Origin of the sequence: Streptomyces pseudovenezuelae (assembly GCF_029892565.1) — a bacterium.
Taxonomy (GTDB): Bacteria; Actinomycetota; Actinomycetes; order Streptomycetales; family Streptomycetaceae; genus Streptomyces; species Streptomyces pseudovenezuelae_A.
This window is the reverse complement of record NZ_JARXVH010000043.1, coordinates 1-19,530: the sequence shown is the minus strand read 5'-3', so window position 1 is coordinate 19,530 and position 19,530 is coordinate 1. Positions and strand designations below refer to the sequence as shown.

The 19,530-nt window shown below is 67.3% G+C and carries 18 protein-coding genes and 4 pseudogenes; 16 read left to right on the top strand and 6 right to left on the bottom strand.

Features of this window, described 5'->3' with window-relative positions:
* Positions 1-34: 34 nt before the first annotated feature.
* The 11 genes and pseudogenes from M2283_RS50370 to M2283_RS52290 all read left to right on the top strand — a co-directional run.
* Positions 35-907 (top strand): thioesterase II family protein, encoded by an 873-nt coding sequence (locus M2283_RS50370; RefSeq protein ID WP_280883362.1) that lies wholly within the window; start codon positions 35-37, stop codon positions 905-907.
* A gap of 626 nt (positions 908-1,533) precedes the next feature.
* On the top strand, positions 1,534-2,316 hold the full coding sequence (locus M2283_RS52295; protein WP_432423257.1) for an arylamine N-acetyltransferase family protein: 783 nt from the start codon (positions 1,534-1,536) through the stop codon (positions 2,314-2,316).
* Between the two features lie 476 nt (positions 2,317-2,792).
* The gene (locus M2283_RS50360; protein ID WP_280883360.1) at positions 2,793-3,863 is read left to right on the top strand and encodes a 3-dehydroquinate synthase family protein; all 1,071 of its coding nucleotides are present in this window, start codon (positions 2,793-2,795) and stop codon (positions 3,861-3,863) included.
* Positions 3,860-5,266: a 3-deoxy-7-phosphoheptulonate synthase gene (locus M2283_RS50355; RefSeq protein ID WP_280883359.1), complete on the top strand. Its 1,407-nt coding sequence runs from the start codon at positions 3,860-3,862 to the stop codon at positions 5,264-5,266. Before M2283_RS50360 ends, M2283_RS50355 begins: the two co-directional genes overlap by 4 nt.
* Positions 5,263-6,096 (top strand): shikimate dehydrogenase family protein, encoded by an 834-nt coding sequence (locus M2283_RS50350; protein ID WP_280883358.1) that lies wholly within the window; start codon positions 5,263-5,265, stop codon positions 6,094-6,096. Before M2283_RS50355 ends, M2283_RS50350 begins: the two co-directional genes overlap by 4 nt.
* 215 nt (positions 6,097-6,311) lie before the next feature.
* On the top strand, positions 6,312-7,472 hold the full coding sequence (gene rifK, locus M2283_RS50345; protein WP_280883357.1) for a 3-amino-5-hydroxybenzoate synthase: 1,161 nt from the start codon (positions 6,312-6,314) through the stop codon (positions 7,470-7,472).
* The gene (locus M2283_RS50340) at positions 7,469-8,569 is read left to right on the top strand and encodes a Gfo/Idh/MocA family protein (protein WP_280883356.1); all 1,101 of its coding nucleotides are present in this window, start codon (positions 7,469-7,471) and stop codon (positions 8,567-8,569) included. The genes rifK and M2283_RS50340 overlap by 4 nt, the downstream gene beginning before the upstream one ends.
* Positions 8,566-9,264 (top strand): HAD-IA family hydrolase, encoded by a 699-nt coding sequence (locus tag M2283_RS50335; RefSeq protein ID WP_348538995.1) that lies wholly within the window; start codon positions 8,566-8,568, stop codon positions 9,262-9,264. The genes M2283_RS50340 and M2283_RS50335 overlap by 4 nt, the downstream gene beginning before the upstream one ends.
* 6 nt (positions 9,265-9,270) lie before the next feature.
* Positions 9,271-10,200: an ROK family protein gene (locus M2283_RS50330; RefSeq protein ID WP_280883355.1), complete on the top strand. Its 930-nt coding sequence runs from the start codon at positions 9,271-9,273 to the stop codon at positions 10,198-10,200.
* Positions 10,201-10,466: 266 nt separating this feature from the next.
* Positions 10,467-11,036: a GNAT family N-acetyltransferase gene (locus M2283_RS50325; protein ID WP_280883354.1), complete on the top strand. Its 570-nt coding sequence runs from the start codon at positions 10,467-10,469 to the stop codon at positions 11,034-11,036.
* Between the two features lie 31 nt (positions 11,037-11,067).
* Positions 11,068-11,975 (top strand): annotated as a pseudogene (locus tag M2283_RS52290) (IS630 family transposase); the annotation flags it as partial.
* A gap of 48 nt (positions 11,976-12,023) precedes the next feature.
* Here M2283_RS52290 and M2283_RS50305 read toward each other — a convergent pair.
* Both M2283_RS50305 and M2283_RS50300 read right to left on the bottom strand, forming a co-directional pair.
* Positions 12,024-13,409: a recombinase zinc beta ribbon domain-containing protein gene (locus M2283_RS50305; protein WP_280883352.1), complete on the bottom strand. Its 1,386-nt coding sequence runs from the start codon at positions 13,407-13,409 to the stop codon at positions 12,024-12,026.
* 3 nt (positions 13,410-13,412) lie between these two features.
* Complete coding sequence (locus M2283_RS50300; RefSeq protein WP_280883351.1) at positions 13,413-13,751, bottom strand: hypothetical protein; 339 nt, start codon at positions 13,749-13,751, stop codon at positions 13,413-13,415.
* Positions 13,752-14,164: 413 nt separating this feature from the next.
* Between M2283_RS50300 and M2283_RS52285 the strand changes: the two are divergent.
* Positions 14,165-14,329 (top strand): annotated as a pseudogene (locus M2283_RS52285) (IS630 family transposase); the annotation flags it as partial.
* A 508-nt stretch (positions 14,330-14,837) separates the two neighbouring features.
* Here the strand turns inward: M2283_RS52285 and M2283_RS52280 are convergent.
* The 3 genes and pseudogenes from M2283_RS52280 to M2283_RS50285 form a co-directional block, all read right to left on the bottom strand.
* Positions 14,838-15,068 carry a transposase family protein gene (locus M2283_RS52280; protein WP_432423256.1) on the bottom strand — a complete coding sequence of 77 codons (231 nt, stop codon included), beginning with the start codon at positions 15,066-15,068 and terminating at the stop codon, positions 14,838-14,840.
* A 340-nt stretch (positions 15,069-15,408) separates the two neighbouring features.
* A pseudogene (locus M2283_RS50290) lies at positions 15,409-16,146 on the bottom strand (IS630 family transposase); the annotation flags it as partial.
* Positions 16,147-16,326: 180 nt separating this feature from the next.
* Positions 16,327-16,692 (bottom strand): helix-turn-helix domain-containing protein, encoded by a 366-nt coding sequence (locus M2283_RS50285; protein WP_280883350.1) that lies wholly within the window; start codon positions 16,690-16,692, stop codon positions 16,327-16,329.
* A 240-nt stretch (positions 16,693-16,932) separates the two neighbouring features.
* On the opposite strand from M2283_RS50285, the gene M2283_RS50280 reads away from it, so the two are divergent.
* Both M2283_RS50280 and M2283_RS50275 read left to right on the top strand, forming a co-directional pair.
* Entirely contained in the window at positions 16,933-18,132 is a 1,200-nt protein-coding gene (locus M2283_RS50280) for a cytochrome P450 (protein WP_280883349.1), read from the top strand.
* A 13-nt stretch (positions 18,133-18,145) separates the two neighbouring features.
* Positions 18,146-18,352: a ferredoxin gene (locus M2283_RS50275; RefSeq protein ID WP_280883348.1), complete on the top strand. Its 207-nt coding sequence runs from the start codon at positions 18,146-18,148 to the stop codon at positions 18,350-18,352.
* Between the two features lie 93 nt (positions 18,353-18,445).
* On the opposite strand, the pseudogene M2283_RS50270 reads toward M2283_RS50275, so the two are convergent.
* Positions 18,446-18,595, bottom strand: a pseudogene (locus tag M2283_RS50270) (ATP-binding protein); the annotation flags it as partial.
* Between the two features lie 145 nt (positions 18,596-18,740).
* Here M2283_RS50270 and M2283_RS50265 point away from each other — a divergent pair.
* Positions 18,741-18,875 (top strand): hypothetical protein, encoded by a 135-nt coding sequence (locus M2283_RS50265; protein WP_280883346.1) that lies wholly within the window; start codon positions 18,741-18,743, stop codon positions 18,873-18,875.
* A gap of 162 nt (positions 18,876-19,037) precedes the next feature.
* On the top strand, positions 19,038-19,463 hold the full coding sequence (locus M2283_RS50260; RefSeq protein ID WP_280883365.1) for a transposase: 426 nt from the start codon (positions 19,038-19,040) through the stop codon (positions 19,461-19,463).
* The last annotated feature ends 67 nt before the right edge of the window (positions 19,464-19,530 follow it).

The window sequence follows — 19,530 nt, the reverse complement described above, 5'->3', positions numbered from 1 at the left end:
CACTCGTCAGATCTTGACCGACAAGGGCCAAGTCATGCTCGCCGCGAACCCCTTCGTGTTCGTCGAAGACGGCCAGGAGCGCCTTCGCCTCATCCGGGATGAGAACGAGCTCGGATTGGTCTTCAACACCAACCACCACGACCCCTCGCAGAGAGGCCAGAGAATGCTTGCGAAAGCTCCGTTCAGTCCGTGGATCCGGCGTTTCCATCCGGCACCGGAGGCCAGAAACCGCCTGGTCTTCTTCCCTCACGCTGGGAGCTCGGCCAGCTTCTTCTTTCCCGCCTCGCGCATGCTCGCACCGTCAGTGGACGTGCTCGTCGTCCAGTACCCGGGACGGCAGGACCGGCGCAGGGAGACGTGCGTTGACGACATGGACCTCCTGTCCGAACTGGTCGCCGCCGAACTGCTCCCATGGGCGGATCGCCCGCTCGGACTGTTCGGGCACAGCCTGGGGGCCACGCTCGCCTTCGAGGTGGCCCGGAGGCTGGAACACGAGAGAGTGCAACTGCTCGGGGTGTTTGCGTCCGGCCGCCGGGCCCCTGCTGATCAACGGGAGGAGGCGATGCACCTCCTCGATGACGACACCCTCATCAAGGCCATGAAGCTGCTTGCCGGGAACGAACTCGAGATTCCGGATGACGACGAACTGCTTCGGTCGACTCTGTCCGCGGTCCGCAGCGATTACAAAGCTGTGGAGACGTACCGTTACCGGCCCGGCCCCCTGCTGTCTTCGCCCATCGTCGCAATGACCGGTGACAACGACCCCAAAGTGACCCCCAGGGAGGCTGAGGCGTGGGCGCAGTACACGACCGGGACATTCGAACTGCGGGTCTTCGAGGGCGCCCACTTCTACCTCGTCCGGCGCATGGAACAGGTTAACGAGGTCCTCCGGAGGACGTTCAGCTGAACCCGCCGGGGCACAGCCGCATCGCTTCCGTTGGCAACCCTGCCGACGGCCCCGCTCACTGTCGACTCGATCTCGTTTGCAAGCGCTTCTCCATGTCTGACTTGCTCCAGGCCGTCGTCGCCGGCGCCGAACCCGAAGAACCACCTCCATCGACCTGCCGTCGAACTGCAAGACCGCCTCCGCAGCAAGGAAGAAGTCGGCATCTTCGAGGGCGAGACCGACAACGACAAACGCAAGCCGCGCGGATTCCTTCGCTGTCCAACGACGGCGTCCCGCGGCAAGGCACGGCGCCCAGAAGTGCTACGAGGAGGGTGATTTTGAAGTAGCGAACGTTTCCTCATCGATGATCTAGCGTTCCGGAATGGACGTTGTGCCGACACGCGGAATGAGTAGGAATGAGTAAGAGGCGTCGAAGATCGGCATGCTGCTAGCCTCTCAAGTGATAAGGATGGCGGAATTTTGGCTATGCGGATCGCCGTTCAGTGAATATATAGCTCGGCGAAGCCATCTGTCTCAATTGCAATGAGAAAGATGCGGTTGAGTGGCCATAATGTCGGCGCAAGCGACCTTCTGCCAATTATCTAATTTGGCAGATTGATGCAGATGTTATTTCCTTCCAGGATGAAGTGGAGTTTGGCGTGTTCGACAAAGGAATTTACTTGCAGCGCATAGGTTACGAAGGGTCTGGCATTCCCAACCTTCACACCCTGAGGGAGCTTCAGTGGCGACATCTCTCCAGTCTCCCTTACGACACCGGATATGTCCTGAATCAGGCGTACGAGGATTTTGACATGCCCCACGTATTCGATGCGGTGATGGAACGGGGCGGGGTCTGTTTCGAGTTGAATTTCCTCTTCCATCGCCTCCTTGTTGAGATGGGGTTCGATGCTCATGTAAACTCCGGCAGTACGCTTTTCCCTGGCGGGCGTTGGGGTGCCGAAGTTGAGCACATGGTCGTGCGTGTTCGGATAGACAATGCGGATTGGCTTGTTGATGTCGGGCATGGAGGTGTGTCCATCACGGAGCCATTGTGTATCGACGATCAAGGGGGGGCTGTGGAACAGCAGGGCATAGAGTTTCGCTTGGCTACGCGGGAGGAGTGGCGCGTCCTTCAATACAAGGTAAAGGGAGGGGGGTGGCGTGATTCATTTAGAATGAAAGTGAAAGATCGTGCCATTTCGGAATGGAATGGGTGGCGAGATGACTTGCCGCCCGACGCGGCTGATCTGGTGCCGCGAAGGCGGCGACGTGCTATAGAAAACGGGCAAGTGACACTCACGGCCAATCTCTTTACGTCCATTATAGGAGGTGAGGAGACGGTGAGGCTCGTAAGTGACCGAGAGGAGCTGATCGGGATTATGGCTACTTACTGGGGAGAGTCCGCGCCTGTGGTTGGGTATGTGCGATGACATTGAAAATGTCGGATCAGTGATCTGCCAATGCAGACTGTATTGCTTCGGAGTACTTCCTTTCGGTCCTGCCCGGTAAGGGCTCGTACACATCCTCAGGACCTTGAAGTGGGGCGGCCATTCCCGACACACCGCGAGTACGCGAAATCCTCCAAGACGGGCTACGACACCTATACCTGGCTCATGCATGCCTTCTACGGCGACGATCTGGTGGCGGGGTGGCGAACGATGCCGGGCGGGCCACCCACCCCCGCAAGGGCTGGAGCGGTGCCTGATTCGGATGATTGGCGACGACTTCTGGATCGAGCGCAACGCGGCCACGTGGGACATGTGGTGGTGCCCGGGCCTGAACTTGACCTCCGGGCAGTAGCGGCCTCGGTCGTGCCCGGGGTTCAGGGGGCGGAGCGCCGCCTGAGGATCCCCCGGCGGGTGGCTGCTCCCGTATTACCGGCTTCCAGAGGCGAGAGTGAGACGGCGTGAGCGACCAGATACCGGTAAGCATCGGCGAGCGTTCGTACGATGTGCTGGTCGGCCGGGGGGTGCGTTCCTCGCTGGCCGAAGTGATCCATGGCCTCGGCGCCCGGCGGGTCGCCGTCGTGTCAGCCCGGCCTGCGGAATGGGTGCCCGACACCGGGGTGGAGACCCTGCTGCTGCCCGCCCGGGACGGTGAGCCGGACAAGAACCTCGCGACCGTCGAGGCGCTGTGCGCGGAGTTCGTACGCTTTGGCCTCACCCGCAACGACGCGGTCGTCTCCTGCGGGGGCGGAACCACCACCGATGTCGTCGGCCTGGCCGCCGCCCTGTACCACCGGGGCGTGCCAGTGGTGCATCTGCCCACCACGCTGCTGGCACAGGTCGACGCGAGCGTCGGCGGCAAGACGGCAGTCAACCTGCCCTCCGGCAAGAACCTGGTGGGCGCCTACTGGCAGCCCGCCGCCGTACTGTGCGACACCGACTACCTGTCCACCCTGCCCCGGCGCGAGATGCTCAACGGCCTGGGTGAGATCGCCCGCTGTCACTTCATCGGCGCCGGTGACCTGCGCGGGCTCGCCCTCGCGGAGCGGATCGCGGCCAGTGTGACGCTCAAGGCCGCCATCGTCTCGGCCGACGAACGGGACACCGGTCTGCGGCACGTCCTCAACTACGGTCACACCCTCGGCCACGCCCTGGAGGTGGCCGGCGGCTTCGTGCTCCGGCATGGCGAGGCCGTCGCGATCGGCACGGTCTTCGCGGGCCTGCTCGCCGGCGCCCTGGACCGGATCGGTCCCGGGCGGGTGGCCGAGCACCGAGAGGTCGTCGAGTTCTACGGCCTGCCCACCGCGCTGCCCGTGGAGACGGCGTCCGCCGAGTTGATCTGCCTGATGCGCCGGGACAAGAAGGCACTGCACGGCCTCGCGTTCGTCCTCGACGGCCCCCGGGGGGCAGAGCTGGTCCACGACGTCCCCGAACACGTCGTCGCCGACGTCCTGGAGCGCATGCCACGGCAACCGCTCGGCCGGCTCGTCGACCCGGCCGAGCTCCACGGAACGGGAGCCCCGGTGGCATGACGCACTCATCAGGGGCAGCTCCCGGCGAGGCCCGGGTCAGGGCCGCGCGGGAACAGCGGCTCGCGGACCGACTCGCCGCGGCGCTGGCCAGACCCACTGCTCAGCAGCCCGAGTGGCCGGACCCGGCCCGGGCCCGGACGGTGGTGGCCCGGCTGCGCGCCTCACCCCCGATCGTGACAGAGTCCGAGACGGCGCAGCTCTCCGAGCGGCTCTCGGCGGTCGCCCGCGGCGAGGCGTTCCTGCTGCAGAGCGGGGACTGCGCGGAGACCTTCTCCGAAGCCACTGAACCGCACCTGCGGGCCAACCTCGGACTCCTGAAGCGCATGGCGCTGCTCCTGGCCCACGCAGCCGGGCTACCGGTGGTTCCCCTCGCCCGCATGGCCGGCCAGTACGCGAAGCCACGCTCGCGGCCCGTCGACGCGGACGGTCTGCCGGTCTACCGGGGTGACATGGTGAACTCCGCCGTACGCACCCTTGCCGCCCGCAGTCCCGACCCGGAGCGGATGCTGCGTGCCCACGGGCACGCGGCTCGCGTGATGGCGCTCGCCCGCACGGTGTACGCACAGGAGCTGGCGGACCCGTGCACCGGCATCCTCTCGTACCTCCAAGGCGTCCCCGGCGGCGACCGCTTCGCCCGCACCGCCGAAAGGATCGGCCCGGATCCGAGCCCGAGGAGCGAACAGATCTATGTTGGCCACGAGATGCTCTTGCTCGACTACGAATGCGCCCCGCTCCACACCGCTGGGTTCACCACCGGTCCGGAACCACTGCTCGCCAGCCCACTCGCACACTTCCTCTGGATCGGCGAGCGCACGCGAGGCCTCGGCGACGCGCACCTCGCCGTCGCCGAACTACTCGCCAACCCCGTCGGGGTGAAAATCGGCCCCAGCACTACCCCGGAACAAGCAGTCGAGTACGTCCGCAGGCTCGACCCCCACGGCACGCCCGGGCGGCTGACGCTGATCAGCAGGATGGGCCACGCGCTGGTCCGCGAGGTGCTGCCGCCGATCGTGGAGAAGGTCACCGCCACCGGCCACCAGGTGGTATGGCAGTGCGACCCGATGCACGGCAACTCCCGTACGACGGCGGATGGCCGCAAGACTCGCCACTTCGACGACATCGTTGCGGAAATCAGCGGCTTCTTCGAAGTCCACCGCACCCTCGGTACGCACCCCGGCGGCCTCCACTTGGAGGCGACCGGTGAGGACGTCACCGAGTGCCTGGGCGGGGCCCGCGGCCTCAGGGAGGACGACCTTTCGGCCCGCTACCGTACCGCCTGCGACCCTCGCCTGAATGCCGAACAGTCGATGGAACTCGCCTTCACTGTCGCCGAGTTGCTCACTGCGGTCAGCCGGCCCGCTGCCCGGCAGACCGCCCTCCACAGTTCCCGGAGCCAGAGATGACCGATACCGATGCCCCGCCGCAGGCCCCGATCGGCGGCACCACCCGCCTGTACGTCGTCATCGGCGATCCGGTCGCACAGGTCCAGTCGCCCGGGCTGCTCAACCCGCTTTTCGCCGAACAGGGCATCGACGCAGTGCTGGTGCCGGTGGAGGTCCACCCTGACGACCTGGAACGGGTCATCCACGGCCTGCAGCGGATCGGCAACCTCGACGGCATCTTCGTCACCGTCCCACACAAGGCGGACGCCGCCCAGCTCGCCGACCGGCACAGCCGTACCGTCAAGATCGCCGGAACGGCCAACGTGATGCGCCGCGAGTCCGACGGCAGTTGGCTCGCTGAGAACTTCGACGGTTCCGGCTTCGTGGCTGGCCTCGCCCGTGCCGGGCATGAGATACGAGGCAGGCGGGTCGCGCTCGCCGGGGCCGGCGGGGCGGGCAGCGCCATCGCGTCGGCGCTGCTGACGGCCGGCGCGGAACGGATCGCCGTGACCGACCCGGACCAGCCCAAACTGGACGCGCTCGTCAGCCGGCTCGCCGCGTACTGGCCAGACCGGGTCCACGCCGTCGCCGAACTGCCCCTGCATGACAGCGACCTCGCGGTCAACGCGACCCCGCTCGGGCTGCGATCCAGCGACCCGCTGCCGTTCCCGCCCGAAGCACTCGCCCCCGGAGCGGTGGTGGTCGACATCATCATGAAACCCCACGAGACGCCCCTGCTGCGGCAGGCCGCCTCCCTCGGCCACCACGTCCACCACGGCATCCACATGCTGAACGGTCAAGTGGAGTCCTACTGCAAGTTCTTCGGCCTGCGCGCACCCAAGACCGGCTGACGCACGCACCCGCCACACTCCCACGTCCAGCCGCCCCACACCCGGACGGACGGCTACCAGACCAGGGGATGCCGGGCGGTAAGAGCGGTGCCTACGGTGAAATTCGCACTTTCGTGCGGCTGATCCCTGAGATGAAACCTTCCGTCGGCCACGTGCCCCGCCCGCTTTATGTCACCCCGCGGCCAGCGGCCGAGAAATGTCCGAAGTGGAGATACATGAACGCGCGACCGGCACCAGAGTTCCCCTCCTGGCCGCAGTACGACGACAGCGAGCGCACCAGCCTGATCCGGGCCCTGGAACAGGGCCAGTGGTGGCGCATGGGCGGGTCGGAGGTGGACTCGTTCGAGAGCGAGTTCGCGGACTTCCACGGCGCCCCGCACGCCCTGGCCGTCACCAACGGCACCCACGCCCTGGAGCTGGCGCTGCAGTGTCTGGGCGTCGGCCCGGGCACCGAGGTCATCGTGCCGGCCTTCACCTTCATCTCCTCGTCCCAGGCCGCTCAGCGGCTCGGCGCGGTAGCCGTCCCCGTCGACGTCGACCTCGACACCTACAACATCGACGTGGCTGCCGCGGCCGCCGCCGTCACCCCCCGCACCAAGGTGATCATGCCCGTGCACATGGCCGGGCTCATCGCTGACATGGACGCGTTCGACAAGCTCTCCGCCGACACCGGCGTGGCCCTGCTGCAGGACGCTGCCCACGCACACGGTGCCCGCTGGCAGGGCAAGCGGGTCGGTGAGTTGGGTACGGTCGCCTCGTTCAGCTTCCAGAACGGCAAGCTGATGACCGCCGGCGAGGGCGGTGCGCTGCTGTTCCCCGACGAGGAGACGTACGAGGCTGCGTTCCTGCGGCACAGCTGTGGCCGGCCGCGCACCGACCGCCGCTACTTGCACCAGACCGCCGGCACCAACATGCGGCTCAACGAGTTCTCAGCGTCCGTGCTCCGCACCCAGCTGAGCCGCCTCGACGCCCAGATCGCGCTACGCGATCAGCGCTGGACACTGCTGTCCCGGCTGCTCGGTGAGATCGACGGAGTCGTGCCCCAGGGCGGCGACCCGCGCGCCGACCGGAACTCCCACTACATGGCCATGTTCCGGATCCCCGGCATCTCCGAGGAGGGCCGAAACGCCCTCGTTGACACGCTGGTCGACGCCGGGCTGCCCGCCTTCGCCGCCTTCCGGGCGATCTACCGCACCGACGCGTTCTGGGAGACGGCCGCGCCCGACACCACGGTCGAGAAGCTCGCCGAAAGCTGCCCGCACACCGAGGCGATCAGCACCGACTGCATCTGGTTGCACCACCGAGTGCTGCTCGCCTCCGAGGAGGCCCTCCACTCCACGGCCGAGATCATCGCCGCCGCCGTGGGCGCCCGGTGAAGGTCCGAGCCGCCGTCGTCGGGCTCGGCTGGGCGGGCCACGAGCTATGGCTCAGGCTGCTGCGCGAGCACGAGGACTTCGAGGTGGTCGCCGTCGTCGACCCCGACTTGGGCTCCCGGGCGGCCGCTGTGGCGACCGGCCTGCCCGCCCACGCCACCGTGGACGCCCTCGACCCTCGTACGGTCGACGTCGCCGTCGTCGCGGTGCCCAACCATCTGCACGCCGAGGTGGCGGCGGCCCTGCTCCGACGAGGGATCTCCGTCTTCCTGGAAAAGCCGGTCTGCCTGACCACCGCCGAGGCCGACGTCCTCGCCGAGGCCGAACGAGACGGCGGGATGTTGCTCGCCGGCAGCGCCGTCGCCCACCGCGGCGACGTCCGGGAACTCGCCGGGCTTCTGCCCGAACTCGGCCGGATCCGGCATGTCGGCCTGGCCTGGGTCAGGGCGCGCGGAGTGCCGCAGCCCGGCGGCTGGTTCACCCAACGCAGCAAGGCCGGCGGAGGCGTGCTCGTCGACCTCGGCTGGCACCTGCTCGACGTCCTCACCTCTCTCCTCGGCCCCGCCCCCACCACCCAGGTGATCGGCTCAGTCTCCGACGACTTCGTCAACAACGGTGCCTGGTCCGCCGCCTGGCGCGAGGACCAGCCCACCGGCGCCTCGGCCGGCGACGTCGAGGACACCGCCCGCGGCTTCCTGGTCCGCGAGGACGGCATCTCGGTCTCATTGCTGGCCAGTTGGGCCTCGCACGAGGCGTTGGACGCCTCCGTCATCACCATCGAGGGCAGCGCTGGAACAGCACGGCTGCACTGCACCTTCGGCTTCAGCCCCAACCGGGCTCCCGAACCGGTGCTCACCCTCACCCGGGAAGGCACCACACAGCGGATCCCGCTGCCCGCCGAGCCCATCGGCATCGAGTACGGGCGCCAGCTCGACGGCCTCGCCGGGCTCCTGGCCGACCCGGGTCGGCGTGGCCTGGCCGTCGCTCAGGCCCGCGGCACCGTCCGGCTGGTCGAAAGGTTCTACGCATCGGCACGCGCCGCCCGACCTGCGGACCGCGCGCCCGAATCCACCGCCCACAAGGAGGTGAGGACCGCATGACCACAGAGCCGGAACACCACGCGGCAATGATCACCGAGCAGCACCCCCCGGTCCCCAGACAGGTTGTCATCTTCGATCTCGACGGGGTCGTCGTCGACAGCTTCGCGGTGATGGGGGAGGCCTTCTCCCTCGCCTACGCCGAGGTCGTCGGCATAGGCGAGGCACCCTTCGAGGAGTACCAACGCCACCAGGGCCGCTACTTCCCCGACATCATGCGGGTCATGGGCCTCCCGCTGGAGATGGAGGAGCCCTTCGTCCGCGAGAGCTACCGGCTCGCCGACCGCGTCAAGGTGTATGACGGTGTTGTCGACGTCCTGCGGACGCTAAACGAGCGCGGCCTCCGGCTAGCCATCGCCACCGGCAAGGCAGGCGAGCGCGCCCGGTCCCTGCTCGACGTCCTCGGCCTGCTCCAGCACTTCGCCCACGTCATCGGCTCCGACGAGGTGCCCCGGCCCAAGCCCGCCCCCGACATCGTCAGACGCGTGCTCGAACTCTTCGATGTTCCCGCGGACCGGGCCATCATGATCGGCGACGCCCCCACCGACCTGGCCAGCGCTCAGGGCGCCGGCGTCACCGCCGCAGCCGCACTGTGGGGCTGCCACGACGGGGCCGAACTGCTAGCCGCCGGCCCTGACGTCGTTCTGCGACGGCCCGCCGACCTGCTCGCTCTCTGCCCGGCCCTGCCCGGCCACTGAACCGGAATGGCAGCCGCACCGCCATCTTGGCACCTAGGCATCGATATAGGGGGCACAAAGGTCGCCCTGCGCGCCGAGTCGGCGGACGGACGCACCGAGGAGCACACGTTCGCCTGGCCGAACCACGAAGACGGACCGGACCGAGACCTGGCCCTGCTGTCAGACGGCGTCGCCACCCTAGCGGCCCGTACCGGTGACGATTTCCAGGCCGCCGGGGTCGCCGTCCCCGCCACGGTCGGCCCGGACGAGCAGGTCACCTCCTGGCCCAGCCGGCCGTCCTGGACCGGCCTCGCTCTGGGCCCCGCGCTGCGCGCCCTCGTGCCCGGGGCGGCCGTCGCCTGGGCGGACGACGGCGACGTGGCCGCTCTCGCCGAGGCCGCGGCGGCCGACTGCGCCAACCTGCTCTACGTCGGCGTCGGTACCGGCATCGGCGGCGGCCTGGTCCTGGGCGGCCGTCTCTGCCCCGGCCCGCGCCGGGGCTCCTTCGAACTGGGCCATTTGGTCGTCGCATTGGGCGGCCCCGTGTGCGTTTGCGGCCGACAGGGCTGCCTCCAGGCGATCGCCTCGGGCCCGGCCACCCTGGCCCGGGCCGGCGAGCTCCACGGCGAGCCGGTCACCTACGCAGAGCTGCGCGAAGCCCTCAGTACCGCCCGCCCATGGGCTACGGCCGCGATCGACGGCACCTGCCAAGCCCTGGCCACCGCCATCATGGGGGTCACCGAACTGCTCCACCCCAGCCTCGCTGTGATCGGCGGCGGATTCACGGCAGGCATCGACAACCTGGTCGACCGCGTAGCCACCCACCTGACACATCTGTCGCGCACAGGCCGCCCCGCCTTACCCGTCGCTCCGGCGCGCCTGGGCGGCCTTTCCTCCCTACGAGGCGCGGTCCTCCTGGCCCGAACCGTCGCCGACGGAGCCGTACCGCTGCTGTAGCTGCCCTGCCCCCGGCTCTGCGGGGACAAGCGAGGCCCCCAGCCGCCCAGGAGCCGAACCGGCTGGTCCCGTGCCCCAACTGGGCCCCCTCAGGGCGCCTAGAGATCTTTAAGGGTGCGGGTTACTTCGGGTCGTGACGGGACGGTGGCCCGCCGGGTGGTGTGGGCCGTTTTTGAGGATCTGCGCAGCGGGTCTGGCATGGACAGCACCGTAGGGTTCGACCTAATCGATCGACTTCCTGGTCTTGGTCGGGTTGGCTGGGTGGCATGCCAGAGCTGCGAACGGATCGTCTTCTGCTCCGCCGGTGGCGAGAGTCCGACCTCGGACCGTGGGCGGCTATGAACGCCGATCCTGAAGTCCGAGAACACCTGGGAGATCTGCTGACGCGGGAGCAGAGCGATGCCGCGCTGGCACTCATGCAGGCCGAGTTCGACGAGCGAGGTTTTGGGTGGTGGGCGCTCGAAGCACGGGAGACTGGCGAGTTCATCGGCCGTGTCGGCTTGGACGAGGTGGGCGAGGACATGCCGTTCGCGGGGGTGGATATCGGTTGGCGGTTGATGCGTTCGGCGTGGGGTCACGGTTACGCCACCGAAGCCGCCCTGGCCTGCCTGGCTTTCGGATTCGAGGCCCTCGGGCTGCCGGAAGTGGTGGCGTCGACGACCGTCCACAACCTTCGTTCCCAGGCGGTGATGCGCCGGATCGGCATGACCTGGGATCCGGCCGACGACTTCGAGGATCCGAGCGTGCCCGAGGGGCCTCTTCGCCGCTGTGTGCTGTACCGGATCCCCCGCAGAGACGCTCACGGCCTGCGCCACGCGGTGAAGCACGACCGATGACGGCCGTCGTGGGCCGCGCTGTGCCGTAGGGATGAGGTATCCCGGTGGCGGTGGATTGACGGCCGAGGAACGGGCTCGGCGTGAGCAGGTCCGGCTCGCAGCCGCTGACCTAATCGAGGCCGGGGCCAGTGACCGGGAGGTGGCCCGACGGTTTAGGTTGACCCGGATGTCGGCGAACCGCTGGCGGCGGGCGTTGGCTTCAGGGGGGCGGCAGGCCCTTGCCTCCAAGGGACCCGGCGGGGCCCGCTGCAAGCTCGATGCAGAACAACTCCGTGTGCTGACAAAGGTGTTGGACGCCGGCCCGGCCGTTTCCGGCTGGCGTGACCAGTGCTGGACGCTGGCCCGGATTGCCGAGATCGTGCGCCGCCGGTTCGGGGTCGAGTACACCCTGGCCGGGCTGGACCTGCTGTTGCACCGCATCGGCTGGAGCGTGCAAGTCCCCTCCCGCAAGGCCACCGAGCGCGACGAGGAGAAGATCGCCGCCTGGAAGGACGAGCAGTGGCCCGTCATAATAAGAGGGCGGCGGACTTGGGCGCCTGGCTCTGCTTCGAGGACGAAGCTGGCCAGGGCCTGAGGCCGCCCAAGGGCCGCACCTGGGGCCGCCGGGGTCACACCACGGTGGTGCGGGTCACCGCCGCGGGCACCAAACGTGTCTCGATGGCAGCGCTGATCTGCACCAAAGCCGGCCACCGGTCCCGGCTGATCTATCGCATCCACCTCGACCGTGGTCCCGCCAAGGGGCGTCGCAAGGGCTTCACCGAGACCGACTTCGCCCGCCTGCTGGATGCCGCGCACCAGCAGCTCGACGGCCCGATCGTGCTGGTATGGGACAATCTGAACACGCACGTCAGCCGCACCATGCGGGATCTGGTCGACGCCCGATTATGGCTGACCGTCTACCAACTACCGCCCTACGCTCCCGAGTTCAACCCCGTCGAGATGTCGTGTTCTCAGTGCAGGTCCTGTGGGATTGCGTCGGCATGATGTTCATGTTCCTTCCGCGGTGTCAGTTTGTTGAAGCTCGGTCCATCGGCGGCGGTTGTGGTGGCCTGCGGGTAGCCGGTGCAGTGCACGTAGCCGTTCCACTTCGTCCGGGCCGGCTGTGATGATCCAGCGGTGTGGCGGGCGGGTGTCCTGCCGCCCATCGACCCAGCCGCGTTGGAGCCATCCGAACAGGGTGGCCACCGGCATTCCGATCTCGCCGGCGAGCGTGGCGAGCCACCATTCGCCGTGCTGGAGGACCTGGTCTGCGGGCCGTGTCTGGGTTCGGGTGGTGCGGAGTTGGTGACGCTGGAGCAGTTGCAGTATCTCGCCGGTGTGGAACCGTTCCTTGCGGTGCGGCGGGCGCAGGCCCTCGGCGGCGAGTTGGTCGGCGATGGCGTTCGCGGTCAGTCCCGCATCCGCCAGGGTGCGCAGTCGTTCCACCAGGAGCGGGTAGTAGGAGAGGTGGTCCAGACGGGCCACCGGGCGCAGCAGGTCTGAGGTGCTCTGGCTGCCACCGGCCCAGGTCAGGACGGCGTGTACTTTCTCGCTGCTGCCCTGGGCGGTGACCTGGATCTGTTCGACCACACAGCGCAGGAGCCGTTTGCGGTCGGTGCGGGTGGTGGTCGGCGCCCGCCAGAGCGCGGGGATGTCGCGTGCGAGGACACGGATCGCGGCCAGGTCGGCCGCGCTCAGACGCACCGGGCGTGCCTGGACGAAGTGCTGGTAGTCCTCGCTGAGTTGCTGGTGAGCGGCGAGGGCCTCTTCCCAGTCCTTCTCCAACTGCCGTACCACCAGACGGTTTTCGGGTTCCGCAAGCTGATACTGGCGCCGGGCCCGGTCACAGGCCAGCTCGGTGCGCTCCAGTCGCTGCCGCCAGATGCGGTCCACTTCCAGGCGCTGCTGTTCGACCTGCTCGGCAGCGCGCACGGACAGCTCGAGCGCGGCCGGGGCCAGCGCCGCAAGGACCTGCTCGACCACGTAGGCGTCTAAGAAGGCCCCGGCCATCTGCTGGCAGCGCTCCACCCCGTAGGTCAGGTGCTGGCGCAGGCAGACGTAGCGGTGCACCAGCCCGCTCTTGGTGCTCTCGTAGTTCACGCCCATGCGGCGGTGGCAGATCCCGCACATCACCAGGCCGGTCAGCAGCGCGGGCCCTTCCCGTGGGGCTCCCAGGCTCTCGGCCCGGGCCCGATTGGCCTGCATCCGGGCGAGGTTGCGCTCGTACTGCGCGACGGTGATGTAGGCGGGCAGCAGGTCAGGAATCGTCACCAGCCACTGCTCGGCCGCGATGCGAACCTTGCCGGACTGAGGATGGCCGGGAAGCCTGCGGGACGGGTCGATGCGGGAACGCCCATAGGCGTAGATCCCCGCATAGGCCGGATTGCGCAGCATGTTCTAGATGCCGGTCTGGTGCGGACGGCGCCAGACGACCTCGCCCTTGGCCACTCCCGCGCGTTCCCGCATCCCGATCTGCACCTGGTGCTCGGTCAAAAACCGCAGCACCGCATGCACCGTCCCGAGCTGTTCGAAGAGGTGGAAGACCAGCCGGATGACACTCTGCACCTGCTCGTCCGGGTCGAACGCCGCCTCGCCGGAGGGCCTGCGGACGTAGCCGGCCAGCAGTGGCACGGCCAGCTCGCCCCGCGCAGCCTTCGCCAGCCGGCCCGACGCCATCCGCTCCAAGCGCCACCGCACGCTCCACCAGGCCGTACTGCAGCCGCGTCGACTCGCCATGGTCGACAACCTGCTGCCTGGACGACTGCCGCACATACACGACCGCCAGGCCGTCACGATGGCGGCCCTGCACCTTGCCCAACTCACGCTCGTGCAGCAGCACCGCCGTCACCCCCGCCCGCTGCCGCGGCGGGCGGGCTCGTCAGCACCCGGCTCATCAGCACGCTCAGAAACTGCACCGCCGCCCGACGGTTCAGCTCCGGCAGCACCTCCCACCGCGTCGCTTCCGGCCGGCCCTCCTCCGTCTGGGGAGCACGCTCCCGCCGTCGCCGTCCACGACGCGTCACCTTCGTCCAGGTCACGAGCCTTCAGGCGGTCGACCAACTCGACCAGCCGCAACAGGCCCTCACTGCTGATAATCGGCGCGTCCATACCCCGTTGTCCATCGCACCCTGCACTGTGACAAGCACAGTGAGGGTGCGTGGTCGCACCTGAAGAGATCGCTGGCCAACCTCACCAAACACAGCCTTGACCAGCTCAGTGCGTTGGTGAAGACGCGGCTCAAACGGATGCAGTACCGCCCCGGCCTCATCGACGGCCTCCTCGCCAAGACCGGCCTCGACTTCCAACCGCCGTAACCCCAGCCATTGAAGATCTCTAGAACGGGGTTGACCACAGATTTTCAAGAACCTCGAACGATGGAACCAGCCAAACGCCTACGAGCTTCCTGAAGCGGCTTGACACGACACAGCAGCCTCGGGGGAGAGCCATGGGCTTGATGCGATCGCCTCGGCGACTACCGATGTGAGGGATGCGGGGATGCTGGCAGGGCTCTAACTTTGGGCCCATGGTTCAGCTTTCATCTGATTGCACTCCTAGCCGCCGCCACGGTGGTGGCACCCTGCCAGCGATCCCTGGAAGGAATCGGATGACTACCGAGACTGGCCCGCAGGGTCCGATGCCCCGGGGCGGACGCCTGCTCGTTCGATCCGCCACCCCGACTCGGCGAGCTACAAACCGAGGCGCCGCTGAGCCAGGTGGAGATCCGGGACGGCAGCCACCCGCGAATGGTCACCCAGCGCGCCGGTCGGCGCGCCTTATCTCGCCGACCGGCGGGTCAGTCAGCGCCGAACTGGACCAATCCGGCTACCCGTTGCCTGGGCCTGCCGGGACGCATGAGGACGAGACGTCGATCTTCGTCGAGGTGGACGACCCCGAGCAGGCCAGAACCTCGGCCCGGCCTTGGATGACTCGGCATACCGTCGTCGGTGAGATACCGAACAGCGGGGTGAGCCGCGGCATCGTGAGGTTCGTCCGGTAGCGGGCGACCAGCAGCAGCCGTACAGCCAGCGGAAGCCCCGCCACGACCGTCCCCACTTGCGTCCTTCACCGCCATATCCCTGGACGGCTGCGAGTAGCCGTACGAGCTATGCGACCCGCAGTCCGGTGAACGTCTCCACTCGCACCCACTCAGCCCTCAACAACCCAGACCGGACCAGGGAAGCGCCCTCGTCACGGCCTTCTACAACGCGCTTCAGGGGGTTTCCTGACGAGTGACCGCTGGAAAATTCTACCCAGGCAAAAATGCACTTCGAATTCGCGAGATGTCGGAGGTCTTCGGGATGGCTAGGTTCCAGATATTTTAGTCCGGCGGCCCGGCCTATCTTCCGGAGGAAGAAAGGCCGCAGTTCACTAGTGTGTCGTGATCCAGTTCGTGTCAGTTCGCGTTGTTATTGACGAGTTTCCTCACGCTGGTTTGGACGATTCGGACCTTCGCGAGAATCTCGCCGGGGGTCGCAGTCCAGGTGAAAGGTTTCGCGTTCGCGTTCCAGGAGTCGATGTAGTTGCGGATCTGTTTGATCAGGATGTGGACGCTGGAGAAGGTGCCGCGGCGGATCGACTGCCGGGTGATGATCCCGAACCAGATTTCGATCTGGTTCAACCAGAACGAGCCGACGGGGGTGAAGTGGAAGTGCACGTGAGGGTTCTTCGCCAGCCATGCCTTCACCTCCGGAGTGGTGTGCGTGGACAGGTTGTCCAGCACGACATGGACCTGTTCACCGGAATGGGGTTTGACGACCTTCTTCAGGAAGGCCAGGAAGTTCGTGCCGTTCCGGTTCGGCTTGCATTCACCCACCACCTCGCCGGTGGCGGTGTTCAGTGCGGCGAACAGGTTCGTCGTGCCGTGGCGCACATAGTCGTGGGTGCGCTGTTCGGTGACGTCGAAGGTCACGGGCAACACCGGCTGGGTGCGGTCCAACGCCTGGATCTGCGTCTTCTCGTCGACCGACAGCACCACAGCGCCCCCGGGCGGGTCGAGGTACAGCCTGACGATGTCGGCGACCTTTTCTGCGAACGCCGGGTCCTTCGACAGTTTGAAGGTGCCCGACCGATGCGGCTTGAGGTTTTCCTCCCGCCAGAGGCGGGCGACGTAGTGGAAGGAGACCGTGATGCCTTCGGTGCGTTTGAGTTAGGCGGCCAGCGTGCGCGTCGACCAGTGAGCTTCTTCAGAATGGCCACTGATCGAGTGACCTCTTGGGTACTGGCTTGGACCAGCGTCGCAGCAATCACCCTGCTCGAAGACGTTGTCAACACCTGACGTGGCATCACCCTCGTGAAGCACCACTGAAGATGCTCAGTGCGACAGGCCCGATTCCTGCGGCGGGGTCATCCTGGTCAGTGCGATCACCCGGCCACGGGTCTGCGGCGGCACCTGGTCTTTTCCGCCGCCGCGCTTCTTTTCCACCAGCCCCGCCAGGCCGTGCTCGGTGTACCGGGTCCTGGTACGGTCCACCGTCCTGGCAGACACCCCGGCCAGCTCGGCGATGTCCTTACGGCGGCGGCCCTCCCCGGCCCACAACACGATGCGGGCTCGCAGAGCCACATCCGCCGTCACGTGCCGGTCCGCCATCAACGCCCGCAATTCCACAGTCTGTTCCGAAGAGAGGTTCACACACTGCCCAACGATCCAAAGAGCTTCAGATGGCACGAACTGGATCACGACACACTAGCTCACTGACGGAGAAGATCAATCACCGCTTCGGTGCTGGATTCGAGTATTTTGTCCACGAGGCGAATTCGTCACGATCGACGGAGAAGAGGTTGCCGTCTTCCGCTGGACCACCCGGTCCGCCATCGTGGAATGAGCACACCGACCCTGTACACCCGGGCAGTGCACTCCGGCGAAAAATTTACGCGTAAATAACATTTGCACGGCGCACTCTTTATTTGGAGGTCTTCCATGACTGAAACGGAACCTGTGACCTTCCCGCAGGACCGGAGTTGTCCCTACCAGTCGCCCACCGGCTACGAGCCCCTGCGTGCCACCCGCCCGCTCACCCGCGTCACCCTCTACGACGGCCGTCCGGTCTGGATGGTGACCGGACACGCCCTGGCCCGCCAGTTGCTCGCCGACCCCCGCCTGTCGAGCGACAGCACTCATCCCGCCTTCCCGGCGACCACAGAGGGTATGGCGGCGATGAGGAACTTCAGGGTCGCGCTGATGGGCGTCGACGATCCCGAGCATCATGCCCAGCGGCGCATGCTGGCGCCCAGTTTCACCCTCCGGCGCACCACCGAACTGCGGCCGGGGATCCAGCGCATCGTCGACGGGCTGCTGGACGCGATGACCGAGAAGGGCCAGCCCGCCGAGCTGGTGAGCGCCTTCGCGCTCCCCGTCGCGTCGATGGTGATATGCGAACTGCTCGGGGTTCCGTCCGAGGACCGCCACTTCTTCGAGGTGCAGTCCCAGCGCCTGCTGCTCAGCTCGGACGTCGCGGACGTCCGCGACGCACAGAGTAAACTCGCTGCCTACTTCGCGGAGTTGGTCGACCGCAAGCAGAAGCAGTCCGAACCCGGCGACGGCGTGCTGGACGAACTCGTCCAGCAGCAGCTACGCGAGGGCGTGCTGGATCGCCAGGGGGTCATCGAGTTCGCGACCGTCCTGCTGATCGCCGGCCATGAGTCGACCGCCAACATGATCTCGCTGGGCGTCTACACCCTCCTCCAACACCCCGAACGACTGGCCGAGTTGCGCGCCGACCCGGGGCTGTTCCCGGCCGCCGTCGACGAACTGCTGCGCCTGCTGTCCGTCGTGGATGTACTGGGGCGCAGGGCCACGGAGGATATCGAAGTCGGCGGGACGACCATACGGACCGATGACGGCGTGCTCTTCTCCCCCTCGGTCATCAACCGCGAGGAGGACCTCTACCCCGCCCCCGACACCCTCGACTGGCACCGCTCCACCCGTCAACACTTCGCCTTCGGCTTCGGCATCCATCAGTGCCTCGCCCAGAACCTGGCCCGCGCCGAGCTGGAGATCGCCCTGCACACGCTCTTCGACCGGCTGCCCGGACTGCGCCTGGCCGCCCCGCCCGAGGAGATCCCCTTCAGGCCCGGCTACGCCATCCAGGGGATGCTGGAACTCCCCGTGACCTGGTGAGAGGCTCAAGGCCATGCACACCGACACCCGTGTCGAGATCAACAGGGACGTTTGTATCGGCGCTGGTCAGTGCGCCCTCGTCGCCCCGGACGTCTTCACCCAGGACGACGGCGGCTTGAGCACGCTGCTGCCGGGCCACGAGGACGGCGGGGGAGCCCCGATGGTGAGGGAGGCCGTCCGCGCCTGCCCGGTGAGCGCCATCACCGTGTCGGAGGCCTGAGGCTCAGCGGCCCCCAGCAAGCAGCCGCGCTGCCTCACGTGTCGGCGTACAGACTTAGATCCCCAGTCGCGTACCTTTCTTCGTCCCCATCTGTCAGGCCACGTCCGTCTCGCGTTCGATGGCCTGGAGGCGGTTCTTCAGCCGGTAGCTGGGGACGTTGATCGGGACGACGTCGCATTGGTTCAGGAGGCGGTCGAGGATCGCGGTGGCGAGGATCTCGTCGCCGAAGACCTGGCCCCATTCATCTGGAGCTGGCACATGTTCCTTTTCGTGCATCGTCGCTGCCACCGGCCCGTATCCATTTCCTGCGGTCCTCGTGGGTCTTCACGGTGGCGCTCGGATTCTCCAGGTGCTGCCTTGATCGGTCAGGTGCGAGAAAGGTGTGCCGGTGACATCCCAGTTGCGGGTGATCGAGGGCGGTGCCGTCCTGCTGAAGTCGGTGACCGCCGATCCGTGGGAGTTCCAGGCCGGTGTGTCGAGGCGTTCGTCGCCTTGTGGCGGGCCCGCGGGTTCAGCCCGGTGACGGTCGAGAACGACATTGGCCTGCTGGAACGAACGCTCACTGCGCTGGGCCGGCCCGCATGGGACGTCACCCTGAGGTTCCCCGAGATGCGGAGGATGGTGACAGAGGGTCAGATAGGACTCATGAGAGGAACATCGACCATGGCCCCCCAGAAAGCACTCGCTGGAGTCGCGTGAGCGTGCGGTGCGGATGTATCGCACTACGGATCCGAAGCCGCAGATCAAGAAGCTCGCCGTCGACCTCGGCGTGCATCCCGAGGCCCTGCGCGGCTGGATCCGCCAGGCCGAGGCGGACGCCGGCGAGCGTGACGACCGGCTCACCACGGACGAACGTGCCGAGCTCGTGGCGCTGCGCAAGGAGAACACTCAGCTCAAGCGGGTCAATGACGTGCTGCAGACGGCCTCGGCTTTTTTCGCGTCCCAGCCCGGGCGACGGCGCTCCTCGACGAGCACCCGTGCCTGGGGGTCGAGCCCGTACTGCGGGAACTGCACATCGCTTCCTCCACGTACTACCGGTGGCGCCGCGCCGAAAGGGAGCCGCGCGAAAGATGGCGCCGCCCGTCCTGTGGTAGGCGGTGGCCCACGTTGAGGAGACCGCCGGGACCATGCTCGGAATAGACACCCTGACGGCCGCCTCCGATGAGACCCCAGACCGC